21 protein-coding genes are annotated in these 20,872 nt (G+C 59.3%); 6 read left to right on the top strand and 15 right to left on the bottom strand.

From position 1 onward, the window contains the following. Positions 1-44: 44 nt before the first annotated feature. From HQ912_RS04600 to HQ912_RS04575, 6 genes are all read right to left on the bottom strand, one after another. A complete protein-coding gene (locus tag HQ912_RS04600; protein WP_095018751.1) occupies positions 45-590 on the bottom strand; it encodes a BREX protein BrxB domain-containing protein in 546 nt (181 codons plus the stop codon). Then, positions 583-1,362: a hypothetical protein gene (locus HQ912_RS04595; protein ID WP_173406508.1), complete on the bottom strand. Its 780-nt coding sequence runs from the start codon at positions 1,360-1,362 to the stop codon at positions 583-585. Before HQ912_RS04595 ends, HQ912_RS04600 begins: the two co-directional genes overlap by 8 nt. Next, positions 1,362-2,255 carry a WYL domain-containing protein gene (locus HQ912_RS04590; protein ID WP_173406507.1) on the bottom strand — a complete coding sequence of 298 codons (894 nt, stop codon included), beginning with the start codon at positions 2,253-2,255 and terminating at the stop codon, positions 1,362-1,364. Before HQ912_RS04590 ends, HQ912_RS04595 begins: the two co-directional genes overlap by 1 nt. A gap of 214 nt (positions 2,256-2,469) precedes the next feature. Next, on the bottom strand, positions 2,470-2,829 hold the full coding sequence (locus HQ912_RS04585; protein WP_173406506.1) for a DUF6124 family protein: 360 nt from the start codon (positions 2,827-2,829) through the stop codon (positions 2,470-2,472). Positions 2,830-3,421: 592 nt separating this feature from the next. Continuing rightward, positions 3,422-4,696, bottom strand: coding sequence for a glycoside hydrolase family 68 protein (locus HQ912_RS04580; RefSeq protein WP_173406505.1), 1,275 nt, complete (start codon positions 4,694-4,696; stop codon positions 3,422-3,424). Between the two features lie 494 nt (positions 4,697-5,190). Beyond that, positions 5,191-5,550: a DUF6124 family protein gene (locus HQ912_RS04575; protein WP_173406504.1), complete on the bottom strand. Its 360-nt coding sequence runs from the start codon at positions 5,548-5,550 to the stop codon at positions 5,191-5,193. Between the two features lie 662 nt (positions 5,551-6,212). Between HQ912_RS04575 and HQ912_RS04570 the strand changes: the two genes are divergently transcribed. From HQ912_RS04570 to HQ912_RS04545, 6 genes are all read left to right on the top strand, one after another. Further along, positions 6,213-6,836 carry a CDP-alcohol phosphatidyltransferase family protein gene (locus tag HQ912_RS04570; RefSeq protein ID WP_173406503.1) on the top strand — a complete coding sequence of 208 codons (624 nt, stop codon included), beginning with the start codon at positions 6,213-6,215 and terminating at the stop codon, positions 6,834-6,836. A gap of 10 nt (positions 6,837-6,846) precedes the next feature. Next, positions 6,847-8,604 carry a bifunctional alpha/beta hydrolase/class I SAM-dependent methyltransferase gene (locus HQ912_RS04565; protein WP_173406502.1) on the top strand — a complete coding sequence of 586 codons (1,758 nt, stop codon included), beginning with the start codon at positions 6,847-6,849 and terminating at the stop codon, positions 8,602-8,604. Further along, a complete protein-coding gene (locus tag HQ912_RS04560) occupies positions 8,604-9,947 on the top strand; it encodes a phosphatase PAP2/dual specificity phosphatase family protein (RefSeq protein ID WP_173406501.1) in 1,344 nt (447 codons plus the stop codon). Before HQ912_RS04565 ends, HQ912_RS04560 begins: the two co-directional genes overlap by 1 nt. Beyond that, positions 9,937-10,392, top strand: coding sequence for a hypothetical protein (locus HQ912_RS04555; RefSeq protein WP_173406500.1), 456 nt, complete (start codon positions 9,937-9,939; stop codon positions 10,390-10,392). The genes HQ912_RS04560 and HQ912_RS04555 overlap by 11 nt, the downstream gene beginning before the upstream one ends. A 175-nt stretch (positions 10,393-10,567) precedes the next feature. Then, a complete protein-coding gene (locus HQ912_RS04550) occupies positions 10,568-11,188 on the top strand; it encodes a lysophospholipid acyltransferase family protein (protein ID WP_047229453.1) in 621 nt (206 codons plus the stop codon). 1 nt (position 11,189) lies between these two features. Then, the gene (locus tag HQ912_RS04545) at positions 11,190-12,122 is read left to right on the top strand and encodes a phosphatidate cytidylyltransferase (protein ID WP_047229452.1); all 933 of its coding nucleotides are present in this window, start codon (positions 11,190-11,192) and stop codon (positions 12,120-12,122) included. Between the two features lie 246 nt (positions 12,123-12,368). Here the strand turns inward: HQ912_RS04545 and HQ912_RS04540 are convergent, their stop codons facing one another. The 9 genes from HQ912_RS04540 to HQ912_RS04500 all read right to left on the bottom strand — a co-directional run bounded on the left by HQ912_RS04540 (position 12,369) and on the right by HQ912_RS04500 (position 20,871). After that, positions 12,369-13,526, bottom strand: a complete 1,158-nt coding sequence (locus HQ912_RS04540) for a glutathionylspermidine synthase family protein (protein ID WP_047229451.1) — start codon at positions 13,524-13,526, stop codon at positions 12,369-12,371. Positions 13,527-13,538: 12 nt separating this feature from the next. Then, the gene (locus HQ912_RS04535; RefSeq protein ID WP_076383471.1) at positions 13,539-14,258 is read right to left on the bottom strand and encodes a DUF1190 domain-containing protein; all 720 of its coding nucleotides are present in this window, start codon (positions 14,256-14,258) and stop codon (positions 13,539-13,541) included. Between the two features lie 18 nt (positions 14,259-14,276). Further along, entirely contained in the window at positions 14,277-14,705 is a 429-nt protein-coding gene (locus HQ912_RS04530; protein WP_047229449.1) for a DUF350 domain-containing protein, read from the bottom strand. 15 nt (positions 14,706-14,720) lie between these two features. After that, entirely contained in the window at positions 14,721-15,395 is a 675-nt protein-coding gene (locus HQ912_RS04525; RefSeq protein WP_047229448.1) for a DUF2491 family protein, read from the bottom strand. Beyond that, positions 15,382-16,419, bottom strand: a complete 1,038-nt coding sequence (locus HQ912_RS04520) for an ion channel (protein ID WP_047229447.1) — start codon at positions 16,417-16,419, stop codon at positions 15,382-15,384. Before HQ912_RS04520 ends, HQ912_RS04525 begins: the two co-directional genes overlap by 14 nt. A gap of 376 nt (positions 16,420-16,795) precedes the next feature. After that, complete coding sequence (locus tag HQ912_RS04515; RefSeq protein WP_047229446.1) at positions 16,796-17,494, bottom strand: PspA/IM30 family protein; 699 nt, start codon at positions 17,492-17,494, stop codon at positions 16,796-16,798. A gap of 24 nt (positions 17,495-17,518) precedes the next feature. Then, positions 17,519-18,100: a YjfI family protein gene (locus HQ912_RS04510; RefSeq protein WP_092394936.1), complete on the bottom strand. Its 582-nt coding sequence runs from the start codon at positions 18,098-18,100 to the stop codon at positions 17,519-17,521. 332 nt (positions 18,101-18,432) lie between these two features. Then, on the bottom strand, positions 18,433-19,248 hold the full coding sequence (locus HQ912_RS04505; RefSeq protein WP_047229728.1) for a YfaP family protein: 816 nt from the start codon (positions 19,246-19,248) through the stop codon (positions 18,433-18,435). Positions 19,249-19,251: 3 nt separating this feature from the next. Next, complete coding sequence (locus HQ912_RS04500; protein WP_173406499.1) at positions 19,252-20,871, bottom strand: DUF2300 domain-containing protein; 1,620 nt, start codon at positions 20,869-20,871, stop codon at positions 19,252-19,254. Position 20,872 lies beyond the last annotated feature (1 nt).

The raw sequence follows: 20,872 nt of genomic DNA, 5'->3' as shown, positions 1-20,872 counted from the left end.
CCTACTGCGCCAATCTATGCGTTAGTGTCTTTATACGACTGAATTCAATTATCAGCAGTGATCGCCGTAGCCTGGTAACCCCAGCCGTCGCGGGCATCGAGCAGGCGGTAGCCGTTATTGATGTACTCGCCAGGGAAAAGCACCAACAGGCGGCCAGGAACATGCTCCGCAAGCTGCTTAACAAAGTCCGAGACGGAGGCAAAACCAAACAGGGTGCCGCAGCCCATGAGCGCCACGACGGTTTTTTCATCGGCTTGGCTGTTAATTCGCGCAGCCAGTTCTTCGACGGACTGGCGGACAAAGGTCTTGTACTTGGGAGCCAGGGTATCCGGATCTTCAAAGTAGTCTTCGCGGTACTTCTGCTTGGCCATCCAGTCAGAGAACAGACGGGTAACATCCAGCTCTAGCCAGGGGTGGCCGGCGCTTTCAGTGGCCAGTCGAAACTCTTCAACCCTGGCACGCAGTTTGAGTTCGTCCTCTTTGTGATAAACGGCAAATAACACCCGCTGTTCATTGGCCAAGCCCTTCATCCAAGGCAGGCTGATATGGTTGGCGTAGCTCTTGATCAGGCGATTCAGTCGGTTACTCATGCAACCAGGACTCCTCTTCCTTGCTCAGGTAGTCGGGGAAGGTCACTTCCACCACTTCACTGGAGTGTTTGAAATTAATCATTCCGCTGTAGCTGGCCTGACGGGCCAACTCCAGCAATCGCTCCTGGCGGCGGCTAAGCAGGAGGGTCCATTTGCTGGTAAACAGTCTGTTGCCGGTGGCGCCCTGCAAATAAGCGAGAAACAAGGCAAACACCACGTTGACCGGGCGCACGTCGGGTTCGTCACGATGCTTTCTTATGCGCCCTTTCAGAAAACCGGCATTCGTCCAGGTCCCGTTCACATTCTGCGCCAGCGACTTGAGCATCGCTTTGCTGTAGCGATCTGGACATTGCTCGTCCAGCGCCAGCTCCATCTCCTCACGAGACAAACATTGACCTAACGTCAATGAAAGGATTTTGTCCTGGGACAGTTGCAGCAGCGGGTCCCGAGCCAATGCCATTTGGCAAGCAAGCATGGGCCTTGCGGACTCATCGCTTTCCCATAAACGGCGAAAGGTCCGGAACAGCGGGATGGTGATATCCATTCCATAGAGATCGATAAGATGACGCCAGGTCAACTTCCTTGCCTTCTCGGTGGGCTTATGCAACACATTGAAGAGTTCTATGTCTTCCTGGTATTGGGCAAAAGTCGCATCAACGCTACGTCCATGAAACAGCTCCCTAATCTCAGCGAGCATCATGGTACGGGCGGAGTGGGCACCACTGCGGCCGAACTTGAAGCCGAATTTTTGTTGGGATTCAGTCGAGCTCATCAGAGACCTTTCTCATTCTTAAAGCCTGGGGCAATTTGCAGGCTGACTTGGTTTGCGATCCAATCGGGGGCACGCAACGCCAGTTGATACTCGTCAGGCTGCAATGTTGCATTGGGGCTGCAGTCGACACCCCAACACCGCAGCAAATAACCGGCCATTACTGCTCGGACTGACAGCTTGATGGATTGTCCGGATTCGAGACCATAATCCAACTCAATGGCTCGAGAATAGGTTGCGCGTGGGTGCGGGACCAGCTCCAGCTCCACTTCACGGTTCCACTCATGATCCTGAGCCAAAGACTCAACCGCTGCATTGATTAAACCGTCTAATTCATCTGCAGCGGTGATGCGGGTTAGCACAAAATCCCTAAACTTGGAATGCACCCTACAGTAGGCACGCGTATGCCAGCGCTGGCCTGTATTAACCAAGCTGTGCGGCACAATCTCACGTACAGACTCACCGCTGCCAACAGACACATACCGGATTGTTAGCGCCTTAGCTGCATACATAGCGCGGGATATCGCTGCCAAAATATCCAGGTCCGGCTGACTCAGTGTTGGCACAGACTCAACTAAAATCGGCTGGTTACAAACTTCCAATCCCACGCCTTGACCCCAAGTCAGGGTTTGCAGCGTATGAGCGCAATCGTAAATGAACAGTGGCTGAAACCCTTTAGCCCGACGATATACTTTGTCACGGTGATCATACTTAAGGTTATCAGGTGCTAATTGACGATAGAGAGTGAAGTCCCGCGTGGCGTTTGACAGTGCAATACCAAACCGGAGCACTAAGTCCTGCCGGGTTACCTCTCCACGGAAACGCGTTAAAAAATCGATCTGCCATAATCGTTCGCGTTGATTAGAAGAGGCTCCGCCTGGGGCCAGGTTCGGCATTGTTTGATCCTTTAGTAGTGCTAAAAATGATGATAACAGGCCAAGACGGTGTCGAAAAAAATATTTCAGTACAGACGGCACTCCATTGATTACAGGTGCGCAGCCGCCTTGTCGCAGAGGACAGTAAAGGCATGAGAGACCGTCAAGCTCTCAAACAAAAAAGGCCTTGCGATGCAAGACCTTTTTTCAAACCCGGGGCAAGCGATACCCCTTGCTACCTCACCTCAACAATATCCAAAGCCCGATTCGCCAACAGCTCACTCACCTCAATCACCTGCAAAATCCCCAGCGCAAAATGCCGTCGTGATCCCTCAAGACCAAACGCCAAATCACTGATCATGGCATTCGCCGAAGCCAGGTTTTCACTGAGGTTGGCAAGCAGACATTCCGAATCAACATCCGGTGCGATACGAAAGATGGTGTTGGGCTTGTCAGACGTTTCGCTCTTCGGCGTAGGCTTCAGATAGTAATCCAACGCCCGGTTGGCAGCCTCATCAAGCTTATTGTTACGAGCCGACTGAGCGCGAGACACATGCTCATCTGCAGTCGGAGGGTTCGGTGTAATTTTGACCATAGCCTTAACTCTCTTTGGTGAGGCCACGACCCTCTCGCTGCTAAACGAGTGGGTGGCAGCTGTACGCGGGTTAGCAGACCGACGAGTTAAGAAATCGGCGCGCCCGGGGGCGCCCCACGCACAGCCACCATCAAGTGCAGGGATGGGGATACCTGACTGATGAAGCTTGATACGACTCAACTCGACGGGCTGCTAAACCCGATCACTGATGGGCAGTGACAGGATCAAAACTACCGACGCGGCCAAGGACGCACAAGCCGGCGGATTCTGGCGTAGTTGTAGGCAATGGCGCAAGGCGATGTCGGTCGTGACTGGTCTCGTGGAGTCACGATAAACAGCTGGCCGGAATGTTGCTGATATACCGCTATCGCGAGCAGGCTCGCTCCCACAGAGGAGCTCGTGCACATACGTCGCTGTGGAACGCACTCGCGACTGGCTGCATCCTTGCAGCCAGTCGCGAAGAGGGTTACGACTCATTGTTCAATGGAGCTTGCGAGCAACGTCGCAATGAATCAGGCGGGATATCTCGATCATATCCACAACGGTTTTGTCATCGACCGCAAACCCGTTGCCTGAAACCCCTGCGTCGCTATTACTTGAGTGTGACGTCGAGCATCGGCGGGATGTAGCCGTAGTCGTACTCAGCCACCACGAAGGTCTGCTGCCCTTTTATTTTCATGCCCACCGTGGGTGCCTCAGTGCCACCAACCCGAATCTGCGTGCCGGTTTCGTCGGTCGGTACGCTGTCGATGAAGGAGGTCACCAGGCCGTTTGGCATTACATAGTGCGAGTAGGTCTGGAATGGCTGGGAGGACGGGTTGCCCAGCACCAGGCCGGAACCGTTCAGCGGCACGTAAGGGCCGAACAGCGAGTCCGCGACGAAACCGTACACGCCGTCCGGCCCGGTCACGCCGTCGGCGTAGGTGAAGGTGTGGCTGATCGTGAACAGGTAGTACTTGCCATCCTGGAACACGAAGTGCGGGCGCTCGGTCTGGTCGTTGACTCCCACAGCGGTCAGCAGTGGCGGCAACATTTCCCAGTCGTCACCGTCCGCGTCGCGGGCCACGGCGATGCCGATACAGGCGGTCTGGTAGCGCGAGTTGCCGACATCTTCATAACCCGGCGGCACATCGCCGATTTCTGCCTCTCCCACTTTGTGCGAGCCGCGCTCACCGGCCACATTGCCCTCGAACAGCATGTACAGCTTGCCGTCTTTCGGGTCGCGGAATGGCCATGGGTCGCGGAAACCCCAGAACGCGTTTTGTGCTTCGGTCTGGTACATGTTGCCGTCGGCCTCGAACAGCGGCTTGACCTTCTCGAAACCGACCATGCTGACACCGTGTTCTGTGGTCACCACCCGACCGCGCACCTTGACGATGGTCGCGCCCGGGGTGACGGCGGTGTAATACAGGTCCACTTCACCTCGGTCGTTCAACAGAATCGGCGTACCGGCCCATTCGCGAGCGGTCGGCGAAACCCCTTCGGCCATCACGCGGCCACCGAATTCCCAGTTCTTGCCGGTACGAGAGAACCAGTAGTACATCTTTGCCCGACCGTGACGATCGTTCCAATCGCGGAGGATGTCGTAGTTACCGTCCTCGTCGAGGTACTGCGGGTCGTTTGGATGACGATCGGCCGTGAGGGTGAAGATCACCGACCAGCCATCGACGGACGTCACGTTACCGTCCAGGTCGCGCAGGGGCATGGTGTCCCAGATGAACACGTCGTTGTTCAGTACCGGGAAATCCGCGCGGACCAGCGGCTGAGTGGTGGTGGGATCATCCGCCCGGACTTTCAACGCGTCAGCGCGGGTCCAGAGGCTCGGTTGATGGGGTGTTACACCGAATTTTTCAGTGTTGGTTTTCATAAGGTAGTGCCTCGTCCATGAATGGATTCAAATAAATAACGCTTTAGAAATACTGTATGTGCATACAGTGAAACCACCTTATAGAGGCTCACCCATGTGGGTCAAGCGAAAAAATGCATTTGTGCATATTTTGGTTTTTTGTTCGAGCTGATACGTTTCAGCCATGAACGTTTGCAGAAGTTAGTTCCAAGGGAGATCGGCGACGTTGCCTGCACGCTCGGTGCTTTGAATCGCTGATTGGTGGAAGGCGCGCGTAACTGCGCAATGGGAGGCAATGCATGGAGGGAGCGGATCGTCGGGATCTGCTCGCGAGGTGGCGAATCAGTGGCGCTGAGGTTGACTGGTGTATCGCTATCGCGAGCAGGCTCGCTCCCACAGGGGTGTGCGAAAGGACTGCTATGGCGGTGGGTCAGATGCTTGATGGGGCTCGGCCACAAAAAAAGGCCTTGCAGAGCAAGACCTTTTTTCCTACCTGGGGTAAGCGCGGCCCCTTGTTACCTCACCTCAACAATATCTAAAGCCCGATTCGCCAACAGTTCACTCACCTCAATCACCTGCAGAATCCCCATCGCAACACGCCGCCGCGAGCCGTCCAGATCAAACGCCAAATCACTGATCATGGCATTCGCCGACGCCAGGTTTTCACTGAGATTGGCCAGCAGACATTCGGAGTCAACATCAGGATCAATACGGAAGATGGTGTTGGGATTGTCAGACGTTTCCTTCTCAGGCGTGGGCTTCAGGTAGAAATCCAAAGCCCGATTGGCAGCGTCATCAAGTTTCTTGTTACGAGCAGACTGAACACGAGACACGGTTTCGTCTGTAGCTGGGGGGTTGGGTGTAATTTTGACCATAGCCTTAGCTCTCTTTGGTTGAGGCTACGACCCGCTCGCGACTAAACGATTGGGAGGCAGCTGTACGCAGGTTAGTCGACCGACGAGCTAAGGAATCGGCGCGCCCGAGGGCGCCCTGCGCACAGCCACCATCGAGTGCAGGAATAGGGATACCTGACTGATGGACGCTTGAGCGACTTAGCAACGACGGGCGACTAAACCCGATCACTGATGGGCAGTGACAGGATCCAAATTACCGACGCGACCCAAGGCGCACAAGCCGGCGGATTCTGGCGTAGTTGTAGGCAATGGCGCAAGGCAGCGTCGGGTGGCTGTTGGGGTTGTGTCGGGGGTTGCTGGTTGGTGGGCAGGCTGTTGCCTTGTTTGGCTGATAAACCGCTATCGCGAGCAAGCTTTGCTCCCACAGAGGATTGCGGCGGGCATAGGTTCGGTGGGAGCGGGCTTGCTCGCGAATGCGGTGGGTCAGCCACCATTGATGTTGACTGACATACCGCATTCGCGAGCAAGCCCGCTCCCACATTGGTTATGTTTTGCGCAGGGAATTTCGTTTTAGGTGCCTACCCGCGCGCATTCTGGAGAATTACCCCTCCAACCAAACCCCAACTATCGTAATCTCGCAGCTGAACAAGCCCAGCCCTGCAACCGGCCGAGATTTCATTCCCATGCCCTCCATCTACCAGCTCAAACCCGCCTTCCAGAACCTGCTGCGCCCCATGGTCCAGCGTCTTTACGACAAGGGCATCACCGCCAATCAGGTCACCCTGCTCGCCGGCGTTGTCTCTGTGCTGGTGGGGGCCGTGGTGGCGTGGTTCGCCAATCATCCGGGGGTGTTTATCCTGGTGCCGATCTGGATGCTTCTGCGCATGGCGTTGAACGCGGTGGATGGCATGTTGGCGCGGGAGTTCGGGCAGCAATCGCATCTGGGCGCCTACCTCAATGAGCTATGCGATATCATCGCCGACGCTGCCTTGATCCTGCCTTTTGCCCTGTTTGCCGACGCCAGTCTGTTGCTGGTGTTGTTGGTCACGCTGTTGGCGTTGTTCAGCGAATACGCCGGTGTGCTGGGGGCGATGGTCGGGGCTTCGCGGCGCTATGACGGGCCGATGGGCAAGAGTGATCGCGCCTTTGTGTTGGGCGTGCTGGCGACCGGGATTGCCCTGGGTTGGCTCGGGACACTCTGGGTTGATGGTGTGATGGCGATGGTAGCCGCCCTGCTGGTTTATACCTTGGTCAATCGGGTGCGTCATGGCCTGAATCAAGTGACGGAAAACGCTCCCTCAGCATAAGGAAGTTGCAATGCGCGAAGCCCAGGAACTGACGTTTACCACCTTTGACGGCGTGGATTTGTTTTACCGGCATTGGCCGGCCGTCGATGCGGCGCCGGGTGAGCCTCGTCAGGCGGTGTTGTTGTTTCATCGGGGTCATGAACACTCCGGGCGCATTGCGCATCTGGTGGATGAGCTGGATTTGCCCGGGTTCGACTTCTTTGCCTGGGATGCACGGGGTCATGGCCAGTCGCCGGGCGCGCGCGGCGACAGTCCGAGTTTTGCCACCAGTGCGCGGGATGTGCAGACGTTTTGCGATCACATCGGCGCAACGCATCAGATCGACGAGCAGAACATCGCCGTGGTGGCGCAGAGTGTCGGGGCGGTGATTGCGTCGACCTGGGTTCACGATTACGCGCCGCGCATTCGCTCGCTAGTGCTGGCGTCGCCGGCGTTCAAGGTCAAGCTTTACGTGCCTTTCGCTCGTCCGGGCCTGGCGCTGATGCGTCGGTTTCGCGGCAACTTTTTCGTCAACAGTTACGTCAAGGCGAAATTCCTCAGCCATGACCCGGAGCGGGTGGCGTCCTACGACAGCGATCCACTGATCACCAAGGCGATTTCGGTGAACGTGCTGCTGGGTCTGTACGAAGCCGCCGACCGCGTGGTGGCCGACGCCCAGGCGATTCAGGTGCCGACGCAGTTGTTGATCTCAGGTTCCGACTTTGTGGTGCAGCGCAAACCCCAGGAGCAGTTCTTCGAGCGGTTGGGCAGTGTGCACAAGGAGAAACACATTCTGCCGGGGTTCTTCCACGACACCCTCGGCGAGAAGAACCGTGCGCCGGCCATTGCCAGTGCCCGTCGGTTCATTCTGCAAAACTTTGCCCGCCCGCTGGACCGCCCTTCCCTGCTGGACGCTGATCGCCTGGGTGCGACCTGCGCCGAGTCCGAAGCCTTGGCGACGCCGCTGCCGCACAATTCATTGCGCGACCTGTACTGGCGCATGACCCGCGCCAGCATGCGCTTTGGCAGCAAGTTGTCGGCTGGGGTGAAGTTGGGTTTCGACACCGGCTTCGATTCCGGCAGCACGCTGGATTACGTTTACCGCAATCGCCCCACCGGCACCTCGGCCGTGGGACGGATGATTGACCAGAATTACCTGAACTCCATCGGCTGGCGCGGGATTCGTCAGCGCAAGTTACACGTCGAGGAGCTGCTGCGTTTGGCCATGGGCAGGTTGCGCGAGCAGGACCGCGAAGTGCGCATTGTCGACATCGCCGCGGGTCATGGCCGTTACATTCTCGAAGCGCTGCAAGGCGTCAGTCCGTTGCCGGAGTCGATCCTGCTGCGCGACTACAGCGACATCAACGTGCGGGACGGCAGTGCGCTGATTCTTGAGAAGGGCTTGGGCGATATCGCTCGGTTCGTCAAAGGTGATGCCTTTGATCGCTCGGATCTGGCGGCGCTGGAGCCCAAACCGACGCTCGCGGTGGTGTCCGGGTTGTATGAGTTGTTTGCCGATAATCAGATGGTCGGTGACTCCCTCGCCGGCCTGGCCGAAGCGGTGGAGCCTGGCGGGTTCCTGGTCTACACCGGGCAGCCGTGGCACCCGCAACTGGAACTGATCGCCCGCGCCCTCACCAGCCACCGCGCCGGGCAGGCCTGGGTGATGCGCCGGCGCACGCAGGCGGAGATGGATCAACTGGTGGAGGCGGCGGGTTTCCGCAAGATCACTTTGCGGGTCGATGAGTGGGGCATCTTCAGCGTTTCGCTGGCTCAGCGAGTGCAGTGATGAGCGCCGTCATCGCCCCAGCCCGCGAGCCCGGCCTGCTGAAACCGGCGGTGCTGTGGTTGCTGCTGTTGGCGCCGTTGTTTTTCAGCACCTATGGCTTCGCCACTTGGGTGACGTCTCAGCGGGACGACGTGGGCAGTTTGGTGTTTGGTTGGGAAAGCTACATGCCGTTCATGGCCTGGACCATCGTGCCCTATTGGTCGATTGACCTGCTGTACGGCCTGTCGTTGCTGTTGCCCAACAGCCGCGAAGAACTCAAACGCCACGCCTTGCGCCTGCTCACGGCCCAGGCGATTGCGGTCAGTTGTTTTCTGATCTGGCCGTTGCGTTTCACCTTCGCTCGGCCGGAAATGGATGGGGTGTTCGGTTGGCTGTTCGACGTGCTGGCCGGGTTCGACAAGCCGTTCAATCAGGCGCCGTCGCTGCACATCGCGTTGTTGGTGGTGCTGTGGGTGTGTTATCAGCGGCACCTGCAAGGGCTCTGGCGTTGGCTGATGCACGGTTGGTTCGCACTGATTGGCGTGTCGGTGCTGACCACGTACCAACATCACTTTATTGACCTGCCCACAGGTGCGTTGGCCGGGTGGTTGTGTGTCTGGTTGTGGCCGCTGGATCGGCCCAGCCCGTTGAAAAATGCGCGTGTGACCACGGACCCGGCTCGTCTGCGATTGGCTTTGCGCTATGGTTTAGGGGCTGCGGCGTTTTTTGTTCCGGCGTTTGCCTTGGGTGGCGCGTGGCTCTGGTTGATCTGGCCGGCGGTGGCGGTGCTGGGGGTGGCGCTGAATTACCTGGTGTTCGGTGCCGATGGCTTTCAGAAGCGCGCGGATGGCCGATTGAGCCCGGCGGTGCGCTGGCTGTTGGCGCCTTATCTGGCGGCGGCCTGGGTCAATTCCCGATGGTGGACGCGCAGGCATCCGCAGGCCGATCAGGTGGCCGATAACGTCTGGCTGGGGCGCATTCCCACGCCAATGGAATTGAAGGACAGTGCGTTTACCGGCGTGCTCGACCTTTGCGCCGAAATGTCCATGGACAGCACCGGCATCGCCTATCGCGCGTTGCCAGTGCTTGACCTGACCGCGCCCAGTGCCGAGCAGTGCCTGGAAGCTGCACGGATGATCGAGAACCTGCGTCAGCATGGGCCGCTGCTGGTCTGCTGCGCCCTGGGTTATTCACGCAGCGCCAGCGCTGTGGCAGCGTGGTTGTTGCACACTGGCCGGGCCGCCAGCGTCGATGCGGCCATCGTCCAAATCCAGCGGGTCCGCCCGCAGGTTGTTTTGCATCCGGCGCACCGTCGGGCGTTGGAACGGTTATCCACAAGCACGAGGAATGACCATGATCAGTGATATGGAACTCCACACGGTGGCGAGCCTGTTGCGCCGAGGTCACTCGCTGGATCAGCTTTCCACGGGGCTGACCCTGTTGGCGGCGCTGCTGGGGCTGGCTCAACTTTTGGTCGGTAGCGTCAATCCGTGGCTGCTGTGCTTTAGCGTCGTGATATTCATGCTTGGCGTGCTGCAAAAGTACTGGGCGCAGCGCGTGGCGTTTGATGCCGACCTGTTCCAGCGCATGGCGGACAGCACCCAATCGCTGGCCGAACGAACCTATACATTGGATCAAGCCCTCACCGCCCTCGGCCTGCAACCGGTCGAACGCAGCGGTCGCCTCTGGACCGAGCGCCGGCATGGCGCGTTGTTACTGCTGCGCCGCCAGTCGTTGTTGCTGGCCACGCAAGTTGTCTTGACGCTGGGCGTGATCCTCGCAAGTCCCTGGCTAACTTCAGGTATCTAGATAGCTTTTGTGGCGAGGGAGCTTGCTCCCGCTGGGCTGCGAAGCAGCCCCAAAACCAAGCACTGCGGTGTATCAGATTGATTGTGTTCAGCCTCTTGGGGGCTGCTGCGCAGCCCAGCGGGAGCAAGCTCCCTCGCCACAGTTACGCTTATGTTTCTCAGGACAAGGAATCCTCATGTTCGAACCCGTGGTCGCCAGCCTCATCACCTCCGCCGCCCGCATGGTCACGGGCGCTCGCAGCCTGTGGCTCGGTTGCGCGCCGCAACCGGTGCAGCGGATCTACTTCGCCAATCACAGCAGCCACGGCGACTTCGTGCTGCTGTGGGCCTCGTTGCCGCCGGCGCTGCGCAAGCTTACCCGGCCGGTGGCGGGCGCCGATTATTGGCAGACCAGCCCGCTGCGGCGCTACATCATCAACCGGGTGTTCAACGGCGTGCTGGTGGACCGCGAGCGCAAGGCCCCTTCGTACAACCCTTTGCAGCCGATGCTCGATGCCTTGGAAAACGGCGACTCGCTGATCATCTTCCCCGAGGGCACGCGCAACCCGGAGGACGGCCTGCTGCCGTTCAAGAGCGGGATCTATCACTTGATGAAAAGCCACCCTGAAGTCGAGGTGATTCCAGTGTGGATCGCCAACCTCAACCGCGTCATGCCCAAGGGTCGAGTGCTGCCGCTGCCGCTGTTGTGCACCACCAGTTTCGGCGCGCCTCTGTGCATCGAAGAAGATGAAGGCAAAGAGCAATTTCTTGAACGCAGCCGGGCCGCGCTGCTGGCACTGGCCCCGGAGCACGTCTGACATGGATAGACATACCCTGATGCTGTTTAGCGGGATCGGCGCAATTCTGCTGCTGGCCTCCGTGATTGGTTTCATTCTCAAACTGCGGACAAAAGGCGCGCCGAATTCGGTCATCGATAACCTCAACGCACGGATCAACGCCTGGTGGGTGATGGTGCTGGTGATCGGCACCGCGTTCTGGCTGGGCAACGCCGCGGTCATCCTGTTGTTCTACGCCGTGTCGTTTTACGCCCTGCGGGAGTTCCTGACCCTGACACCGACCCGGCGCAGCGACTACCCGGCCTTGGTGGCGGCGTTTTACCTGGCACTGCCGCTGCAATACCTGCTGATTTATTTTGATTGGTACGGACTGTTTTCCATCTTTATCCCGGTGTACGTGTTCCTGCTGCTGCCGATCCTGGCGTCCCTGGGCGGCGACAGCACGCACTTTCTGGAGCGCGCTTCCAAGGTCCAGTGGGGGCTGATGATCGCGGTGTTCTGCATCTCCTTTGTGCCGGCACTGCTGACGTTGGACATCGCTGGTTTCGAAGGGCGCAACCTGTTGCTGATCGCTTACCTGGTGATCGTGGTGCAGTTGTCGGATGTGCTGCAGTACGTGTGCGGCAAGTTGTTCGGCAAACACAAGATCGCCCCGAACCTGTCACCGTCGAAAACCGTCGAGGGTTTTGTCGGCGGCATTCTGCTGGCGTCGCTGATCGGTGGCGCGTTGTGGTGGATCACGCCGTTCAATCCGTGGCAGTCGTTCCTCATCGCCTTGCTGATCAACTTGCTGGGGTTTGCCGGTGGGATTGTCATGTCGGCCATCAAGCGCGACCGTGGCGTCAAGGATTGGGGGCACATGATCGAAGGCCACGGCGGCATGCTGGATCGGCTGGATTCGGTGTGCTTCGCCGCACCGATCTTCTTTCATTTGGTGCGGTACTGGTGGACCTGAAAAAATCTGTGGTGAACACCTGACCAGTGGGAGCGAGCCTGCTCGCGATAGCGGAAAGTCAGTCGACATTGATGTTGGCTAATCCACCGCCATCGCGAGCAAGCTCGCTCCCACATGGGTTCAGCGCCTAGCCCACTGACACACCGCCCTTGTGGCGAGGGAGCTTGCTCCCGCTGGGTTGCGAAGCAGCCCCAAAACCAAGCACCGCAGACTGTCAAGCTGATTGAATTGGCTGCTTGGGAGCAATCAGTCGAGAATCAAATGCGGCAGAAACCGGCTCGAATCCTTGGTGATCAAGCTATTGTCTTCCCGCACGCCGATGCCGGCGGCCTGGTCGCCGATGACCCAGGAGCCGATCAATGTGTAGCTGTCGCCAAACTTCGGCAACGGGGCGAATTCCTGGAGGATGAAGGGGGCGTCGGTGTAGGGGCCGTCTTCTTTGACGATCAGGCCATCAGCGGTTTGCAGCTCGATGTTGGCGCCTTCCCGGGAAAAGAACGGTTTGCGTACCCAGCCCTTGGGTACGGCTTTGCTCGAGTCAGTGTCGAGATGGGCTGCGAGCAGGTTCGGGTGACCTTTGTTGAATTCCCACAGCAACGGCAGGATGCCTTTGTTGGAGATGATCGACTTCCAGGCCGGCTCGAAAAACTGCGTGTCGCTCTGGGCAATCGCCGCACCAAAAGGCTCGTGGAAGATGAACTCCCAGGCATGCAGCTTGAACAGGTGAGGGATCCAGCGATCTTCCAGATCGACGAAACGGCCCTCACCTGTGAGGCCGATATCCTCGATATCGATGTGCCGCGATTCGATGCCGACTTTTTCCGCGATCAGGCGCAAGTAGTCGGTGGTGCCTTTGTCTTCGATCGAGTCTTTCATCGACGCAAAGTAAAAAGGCTGCTTGAGTTGCAGTTGGGCAAAGACCTGATGCAGCTTGGTGTCGATGCTGTTGAACTGGTCGGCATGCCCAGGCAACAGTCCGCGCTCGATGCATTGCTCCAACCAGCCCCACTGAAACGCCGACGCCTCATACAGGCTGGTCGGCGTGTCGTAGTTCAGTTCCAGCAGCTTGGCGGGGCCGCTGCCGTTGTAGGAGAAGTCCATGCGCCCATACAGGTGCGGATGCCCTTCGAGCCATGAGGTGCGAACCATGTCGAAGAACGGCGCAGGAATGCTCAGGCGCTCCAGCAGCTCCTCGCTCTGAACCACTCGGGCCACCAGGTCCATGCACATCTCATGGATCTCGGTGGTCGGGTCTTCCAGATCGTCTTCGATCTGCTTGAGCGTGAACTGGTAGTACGCGCTCTCGTCCCAATAGGGTTCGTCGTCGATGGTGTGGAACAGAAAGCCGAGACTCTCGGCGGTCTGTTTCCAGTCATGACGTTCGGCGCAATGGACTTTCTTCATGACGCGCGTTCCTTAACTGCTCGATCGCCCGGAGCTGCTCGATCCGCCCCAACCGCTGCGGGCGCTGGCTTTGCTGCCGAAACCGCCACGGGAGGTGGAGGAAGCAACAGAGATCGGCTTGCTGGCGGACCGGACCGTGTCGGTGTAGTTGCCATACCTCGCCTGATTGGACTTGGTAAAGGTCGAACCTTTGGAAATCCGCTGGGCAAGCGTTGAGGACGCGTAGTTGCCGCGATCATCGCGATAGCGGTAGACCGGTTGGGAGTAATAGCTGTTGCGGTTGCTGCTCAGCATGTTGCCGATCAGCAACCCGGTCAGCAGGCTGGTGCCGGAGAACCCTGAGCCTTGCGCATTGGCTTCGGAGGCCGGCAGTTGTGCCTTGGCCGCGTCCACCTGGGCTTGGGTAACCTGGCCATCGGCGGTCAGTTCGAAACCACCCAGCCTGGGGATGAACTGGCCGGTGGAATCCTGTTGGCACCAATCGGCAACAAAGTCGGCATCGCAATCGGCCTGGTTGCTGTACGTCGGTGCGATGCGGCGATGCTCGGCCATGGCGGTCATGTAGGCGTCGGAGCACACGTCTACCGGGAGTTTTTCATCGGCACATTGCTGCACGGACTGGAAGTTGTACTTCTTCTGTACCGGGTAGGTTTTTTCCGTCGGGCCGCAGCCTGATATCGCCATGGCGACCGACGCGGCCAGCGAGAGCTGAACGTACTTGCTTCGTTTCATGGGATCTCCGTGGCGCAATCAGTTCTGGGAAGGCGTCATGCACGCGGCGTTCAACATGCCGACGCTGATGGCCACTGCCGCGATATAAATACCCGCGGCGAGTTCACCCTTTTTAATGCGTTCAGAGGCGCCTTTGAGCACCAGGCTGGTCACCAGGAACGCCAGCAGTTGCACGAACGCTGCGATCACGGCCCAGACGACGAAGTCCAGAATGCTGACGGAATAGGCAATCACATTGCTGGCCGGGATGGCGAAACCGATGATGGCGCCGCCCAGCGCGATGGCGGCGGCCACGTTGCCCGAACGGATCAGTTCGAATTCCTTGTGCGGCGTGATCCGGGTGTAGATGAACTGGTACAGCGCGAACAGCACGGCCGCACCGAGGATGTACAACACAAACCCGAGCACGGCGGCTTTGTTCAGGGAAATCGAGAGCGCTTCAAGCATGGACTTCTTCCTTTTTTAAAAAGTGTTCAGGTCAGTGGTGTACAGCGAAATGCCCAGCGACGTGCTCAAGCTGATGGTGCCTTCGGCATCTTCTTCGACGGAAAACAGCAGGAATTCCCGGCGATCGGTCAGGCCGGTTTCGCGGGCATACAGCATTGAGCGGTGCTCGACGCTGTAGGACTCATCCGGATTGCTCACGCGCTCGCTCAACGCCACCAGTTCTGTCTGGCCTTCCTCGGTGCCCCATTCGCGGCTGTACTCGACACCGTCGTGGTTGTAGGTCGGCAGGCCGATCAGGCTTTCGGGCCCGGCCAGGCGTCGCAACTCCGCTTCACTGTTGAGGGTGACGTAACTGAGGTAATTGAACAGGATCACCGACTCGACCTGCCCGGCGACATCGCCGCTGGTGTGCACTTGCAACCAGTAGTCCTCGTCGTTCATGTAACAGCGCGTCAGCCAGTTCGATTGCCCGAGGTCGACGATGCCGGTGCTCCAGATCTGCTGGGCATCCGGGATGACCACGCCGGTGTTGCCGTCGAGCAACAACTTCAGCGTGCTATCGAACCTGAGTTCTTTGCCAGATGCCAGGCCCAGCGGCCCGACGGAGGCCGGGATTGGGTTGGCGACCCATTTGGAGTCCTTGCCCGAGTTCGGCGCCTCCATGCCCATCAACCGTTTAAACCAGCCCATTGGAGATTTCCTTGAGACGCGCGGAGGCGATATAGAAGAGGTCGCCGCCGCCCCCGACCCGCGTGTCGCAGGGCGGGTTGATCGACGGGTGCCGGGCGCCTTTGGCGCGGTAGCCGATGAGAATGGCGTTGTGGTGCTCTTTCATCTGCACATACAGATCGCCGAACGCGGCATCAAACGCTTCGGGCAGTTTCATCAGGTACTGAGTGGCGCCCTCGCCCACGCAAAGCAATTCATTGATGACCACTGACGAACCCGGATCCTGTGAAGCACGCACCAACATCTCGATGGCCATGCTGGAGGTGCACTCCAGGCTGGGCGCGTAGGCGCTGGCGAGGGCGGCCACTTCACTGTCATTGAAATGGGCGACCACATGCCCGACCGGGTTCAGTTGATTGACCGCCAGCACGGTGGACAGGGTCAGATCGTCTGAGTGGGTGCGCACCAGGACGCGTTCGGCACCCGGCACACCGGCACGCTGCAAAAGTGCGACAGAGGACAGGCTTTCACCTTTGATAAAAGTCGTCTTGCCGGGCATGGGGTTTTCTTCAAGCACGCAATCGCAGATGACAATCAGGTTGTCATTGGACGTCTCGTCCTGCAGGAGCAGCTCGATGACCCGTTCGCTGGAGGCGCCCTCCCAGCCGATGAGAACGGTGTGGCCGGTCTTGCCGGTGAAATCGCCTTTGCCCTTCATGCCTTTTCTCCATACATCAATGACGCTGCTGGTGGTTTTGCCGATGACCGTCGTCAACAGGGCAATGCCCCCGAGCATGATCCAGGTGGCCACGAAAATTCGCCCGGCGGATGTCTGTGGCAACAGATCGCCATAGCCGACGGTGAGCGTGGTGGTGAGATAGAAGTAGATAAACGTGGCGGCAGCGATGAGGTGCTGTTCGCCCAGAAGCACCAGGCCGATCCAGGCGATGGACAGGTGTATGCCCAACGCAATGGCCAGGCCCGCCCAGCCGAACCGATGGAAGAAGGACGAGGCGTAGGTTCGCAGCAAAAGGAAAATCGACATTTCGTCCCTGACTCCGTGGGTTCATTCCTGGCGACGTCATCGCACGGGCAGCGGAGTGCTCAAGTGCGGTCACGGGGCAGCATTAAACCTGCTGCGGGGATTGGATAGAAGAGCTTTGGTGACAATAAATCCGGGAATTTTCAGGAAAACAGGACTAAGACACAAAACCTGAAGCTGAACACAAATCCCTGTGGCGAGGGGATTTATCCCCGCTGGGCTGCGGAGCAGCCCCAATAACAGCGAACTCGACCCAACTGACACACCGAGGGTGTCAGGTTTCAGGGCTGCTTCGCAGCCCAACGGGGATAAATCCCCTCGCCACAAGGTCTGTGCCTGGCTGCCTTGGCCTGTCCCCACCAAGGCAAAGCCCAGCCGATTACTCCGCCGATTTTTTCTTCAGGCGTTCCAGAATCGCATTGGCGCTGCCTTCGTTCGGCGTGATGCCGGCATCGCGCAGTTTGCGCTCCAGGTCGTTGCCGGTCGAAGCCTCGGCCAGTTCGTCCTGGGCTTGCAGTTCAGCGGCACGTTGCTGTTGCTTGGCCTGCAGGCGGTTGAGCGTACCGACGGCGGTTTCCAGCTTGCCATTGGCGCCGCCGCTGGCAATCGAAGCACTGACCTGGGCTTTCTGCACGCTCTCACGGGCCTTGGCCATGTCCACTTGCTGACGCAGGCTTTTGATGCGGTTCTCGGCCTTGACGATGTCCTTGCGCATGTTTTCAGCGTAACCACCGAACTCGGTCGCGTGCTTTTGCTCGGCGTCCAACTCAGAGGTCAGGGTCGAAATGGCTTCGGCCACTTCCAGTGCCAGGTCTTCACGGTTGGCCTGGATGGCCGCCAGCGCCTTGGACTCCAGGTCCTGGATCTTGGCGTTGTACTCGCTGACGCGGTCAGTCGACAGTTTGTGTTTGGCCATGATGGTGACCAGCTCACGCTTAGCGTTGGCCAGCGCGCTGTCGGCATCGCGAATTTCCTGGTCGAGGATGCGCAGGGCCTGTTGATCGACGATCGACTCGCCGACTTCGTTGGCACCACCACGCAGCGCGGTGAACAATTTGCTCCAGATGGACTGAGTCATTGGATATTTCCTGTTCCCGAAAAATTAGATGAAGAAACGTTCGAAGGCTTCGCTGGCGCGCTGGACGTTGTCGACGAGGGTTTTGACCTCGGTCACGACGTTGGTCAGGCTGGAGTCGGAACTCAGTGCGCCAAACATGTTGTAGACAATCTGCCCGTTGGGCATGGACTCGATACCGATCGAGGACAGCGGGAACATTTCCCGGCTGCGCAGCACGGCATCATTGAAGGCCGCGACGTCATTGATCGATTCGACATCCACCAGAACGGTGTCGACGATGATCTGATCACCCACCACTGCGATGTAAATCGGCAAGCCGCCAAAATCGTTCATTTCCAACTTGATGCTGGACTCGGAGCCTTGAACAAGGGAAAGCGTGATGTCGTTCGCCACCACTTCGTCGAGGGCCTGAAGGGCACTGAAGAGGCGATCAATGTTCCAGTTGTTACCTGCGCTCATGTAATTCTCCGACATGAATGAGCCAGCCAGAATCGGTTGGCGTAGCTGTTTCTCCATCTGCTTGAGCAGGCTCCGGTTTTCGGGAAGCACCCAAGTTTCGTGTTTCACATACCCGGCGGCACTCAAGCCCGCGCGCATCTGCTTCATGTAAAAGCTGGATGGTTTTTTCACGGACGGTTTCGAGCGCTCTCCCTTGCGGCTCGCTGAATCGGTAGCAGACCCCGCAGGATCTGTTGGAGAGCGGCTGTTCATGGTGCTGACCTCACTGCGAAAAAACTCACGCGTGAGAAACACTACAGGGAATACCCAGCCCCCTCAATAGCTCACGCGTGAGATTTCTAATTGTCACAAACCACGGACACCCCCTGTGGGAGCGAGCCTGCTCGCGATAGCGACAGCACGTTCAGCATCAGGGTGTCTGACACACCGCTATCGCGAGCAGGCTCGCTCCCACACTCACAAACGACTCTGGCGCGGCCTTAGGGGTAACTGAAGCTCTTGACCAACATCAACTCCCCCGCCGTGCGCATCGGTACCACGAAGGTTTCCATCTTCTCGCTTGGCGTGCCCTCTTCGGTGATGACGGTGATCTGCGCCGTGGTCAGGGCTTGTGCCGCTTGTTGCTCGCCGTCCTCGTCACTGCGGTAACCGCCGCCGTAGTAGTTCACGTACACCAGGTACTGGCCTTTGATCGGCGCGGGCATGGCGATGATTTCCGGGCCGTAGCCGGTGGTGACATCGACGTCGAGCGCGGCGCCGTTGGGGACGACGCGGTCGCCGTACCAGATGTGGGCGCCGTCCGGGGTGACGAGGTGCAGGTCCAGGTCGGTGCCGTCGCTGTCCCAGGTCAACAAGACCCGCAGTTTGGCCGGGGTGGCGCCGCCGCTGGTGTTGAGAAATTGCGTACGGTGGCGTTGCTGGCCGTCGGGGCTGCGCACTTCGATGCTGTTGCTGCCATTGGGGAACGAGAACGGTCGGTCGAAGCGCCCTTGCGGGTCGAGTTTCAGCGGCAGGGTCACGCCATTGATGATGAGTTTGCCCGGCTCGTTACTGTCCTTGGGCGTGCCTTTGATCTGGCCACTGATGCGGGCAGTATTGGCCTGGCCCTGGGGTGTGTTGACCGACGAAGCCGGGTAGTTGACGGTCTGGCTGAAGCTTTCGCCTTCACCGCCCGGCGCGCCACTGCGCCAGCCGCCAACCGGGGTGTCGAGTTTGATGCCCTCGCCCGCAATGGCCGGCGGCAACACGGCCAAAGCGCAGAACAACAGCAAGGCCTGTGGATAACGGAGTGTCATGGTCTATTCCAGCAAGAGGTGACGGGCGAGCCCTTCGATGTAGGTTTCGTCCTGACCATTGGGGTGAGCTTCAAAGGCCAGGTGCAAGTATTCGTGGGTCAGGTCGAGGCGGTCTTGCAGCGACAGCACACCGCGCACGTAGATGCGCCGGCGTTCGCGGTCGACATAGGGCCGGCCGAAGGCAACACGGCAGACGGCGAACGTGCTGATTTCGTTGTAACCCACTTCACCTGCCAGACGGGGGCGCCAGCCGCGTCGCTGTTTCAACAGCCAGTCCTGGGCGGCGGGCAGCGCTTCACAGGACGCCACCGGATTGTCCCAGCGGCTGAGGCTGGCGCGCGGGTAGGCATGCAGCAGGATGGCGTCGTAGCGCTGGCCGGCGCTGGCCTGCTCCACGGCTTGCGCCCAGGACAGTTTGTCCGGGGCGGATTGGTCAGAGTGGTAGGTCACGTCGGTGCCCGCCAGCACCAGATCGCTGGTCCAGGCGGCGATGGCGCGGGTTTGCGGCGCCGCCGGACGTGGGGCGACGCGCTGGCGATGACTGCTGTCATCGATGCTCAGGCAATCGCCGTGACGCTGGGCGTTTTGCAGCAGGTAGCTGCGGATCGCCACGGCCAGGGCCTTGGCCGCTTCGACGGGTTCAGCCTTGGCTTCGCGCTGCAGGACCCGGGCGACGTACTCTTCCCGATCCAGTCGCGCCACCAGTTTGCCGGGCAGCAGAAACAGCTCGCCGTCGCTGTGGATATCCAGTTGGTTGCCATTGGCGAATTCGACACGGTAATCGCCGCGCAACGGGCCTGGGGTGGCCGGCCCGTCACCCGCCATCACCCGCTGCAAGGGATACCGGGCGAACAGCTCAACTTCCACACATCGCCCCGTTTCCGCCGGCCAACGGGACGGCAGCGCCGCCGCCAATCCATCACCGTATGCCTTCAATATCTGCTCGCTGGTGCCACGCCCACCGGCCCACACCGGCGTGCCGTCGGCCAGCCACCCAGCGAAACCACCCTGACGCGATGAAGGATCCTGCTCACCCAGCCAACTCCAAGTCTTGACCCGCAGACGACTGCCCAACTGGCCGACGAGACGCCCATCCGCCGCGTTGAGCACCACGTCCAGCAGTACCCGACGGGCCTGATCCTGAGCCGGCAGCATCGCCAGTGCCTTGAGCAGTTCAGCCACGCGTACCTGTTTTTGCGGTTGCAGGCTCGGCAGGTCCAGCAGCCACGACGGCGCTTGGCGGGCCTGCCAGTAATCGCGCCAGTTCGAAGCCGAAAGCCCAAGTCGCTGCGGCTCGAAATACAGACCGCAGGATTTCACCAACGCCTGATCGCGACCGATGCTCTGCCCGGCGCTACAGCAATAGACTTCCTCTTTGGACTCACCGCGACATTCATATGCCGGTTCGCGAGCGCCGGTGTCCACCAGCCATGCGTAGACAAATAGCTTCCACACACTGCCCAGCGGCGCCTGCAAGGCCTCGGGCAAGGGCTGACGGTCCAGCACCTGGGTCTGGCTCACCCGCAGCAACTGACCATCGAAAGCCAGGCGCAACGGTTCCTCCTGCGCTGTGCCCAGCGCAGGGATCAAGCACAACAACCACCCAAGGCGCGGCCAGCGCATG

Source organism: Pseudomonas sp. MPDS, assembly GCF_013283895.1.
In the GTDB taxonomy this organism is placed as follows: domain Bacteria; phylum Pseudomonadota; class Gammaproteobacteria; order Pseudomonadales; family Pseudomonadaceae; genus Aquipseudomonas; species Aquipseudomonas rhizophila.
The sequence above is the reverse complement of the archived record's forward strand: the minus strand, read 5'-3'. Positions and strand labels throughout refer to the sequence as shown.

Coding starts and splice junctions, on each gene's coding strand:
- HQ912_RS04600 (WP_095018751.1), bottom strand. CDS start 590: ATGAGTAACCGACTGAATCGCCTGATCAAGAGCTACGCCAACCATATC.
- HQ912_RS04555 (WP_173406500.1), top strand. CDS start 9,937: ATGATCAGTGATATGGAACTCCACACGGTGGCGAGCCTGTTGCGCCGA.
- HQ912_RS04525 (WP_047229448.1), bottom strand. CDS start 15,395: ATGGGCTGGTTTAAACGGTTGATGGGCATGGAGGCGCCGAACTCGGGC.
- HQ912_RS04540 (WP_047229451.1), bottom strand. CDS start 13,526: ATGAAGAAAGTCCATTGCGCCGAACGTCATGACTGGAAACAGACCGCC.
- HQ912_RS04560 (WP_173406501.1), top strand. CDS start 8,604: ATGAGCGCCGTCATCGCCCCAGCCCGCGAGCCCGGCCTGCTGAAACCG.
- HQ912_RS04570 (WP_173406503.1), top strand. CDS start 6,213: ATGCCCTCCATCTACCAGCTCAAACCCGCCTTCCAGAACCTGCTGCGC.
- HQ912_RS04510 (WP_092394936.1), bottom strand. CDS start 18,100: ATGAAGCAGATGCGCGCGGGCTTGAGTGCCGCCGGGTATGTGAAACAC.
- HQ912_RS04580 (WP_173406505.1), bottom strand. CDS start 4,696: ATGAAAACCAACACTGAAAAATTCGGTGTAACACCCCATCAACCGAGC.
- HQ912_RS04590 (WP_173406507.1), bottom strand. CDS start 2,255: ATGCCGAACCTGGCCCCAGGCGGAGCCTCTTCTAATCAACGCGAACGA.
- HQ912_RS04520 (WP_047229447.1), bottom strand. CDS start 16,419: ATGTCGATTTTCCTTTTGCTGCGAACCTACGCCTCGTCCTTCTTCCAT.
- HQ912_RS04565 (WP_173406502.1), top strand. CDS start 6,847: ATGCGCGAAGCCCAGGAACTGACGTTTACCACCTTTGACGGCGTGGAT.
- HQ912_RS04595 (WP_173406508.1), bottom strand. CDS start 1,362: ATGAGCTCGACTGAATCCCAACAAAAATTCGGCTTCAAGTTCGGCCGC.
- HQ912_RS04585 (WP_173406506.1), bottom strand. CDS start 2,829: ATGGTCAAAATTACACCGAACCCTCCGACTGCAGATGAGCATGTGTCT.
- HQ912_RS04550 (WP_047229453.1), top strand. CDS start 10,568: ATGTTCGAACCCGTGGTCGCCAGCCTCATCACCTCCGCCGCCCGCATG.
- HQ912_RS04545 (WP_047229452.1), top strand. CDS start 11,190: ATGGATAGACATACCCTGATGCTGTTTAGCGGGATCGGCGCAATTCTG.
- HQ912_RS04505 (WP_047229728.1), bottom strand. CDS start 19,248: ATGACACTCCGTTATCCACAGGCCTTGCTGTTGTTCTGCGCTTTGGCC.
- HQ912_RS04535 (WP_076383471.1), bottom strand. CDS start 14,258: ATGAAACGAAGCAAGTACGTTCAGCTCTCGCTGGCCGCGTCGGTCGCC.
- HQ912_RS04515 (WP_047229446.1), bottom strand. CDS start 17,494: ATGACTCAGTCCATCTGGAGCAAATTGTTCACCGCGCTGCGTGGTGGT.
- HQ912_RS04500 (WP_173406499.1), bottom strand. CDS start 20,871: ATGCGCTGGCCGCGCCTTGGGTGGTTGTTGTGCTTGATCCCTGCGCTG.
- HQ912_RS04575 (WP_173406504.1), bottom strand. CDS start 5,550: ATGGTCAAAATTACACCCAACCCCCCAGCTACAGACGAAACCGTGTCT.
- HQ912_RS04530 (WP_047229449.1), bottom strand. CDS start 14,705: ATGCTTGAAGCGCTCTCGATTTCCCTGAACAAAGCCGCCGTGCTCGGG.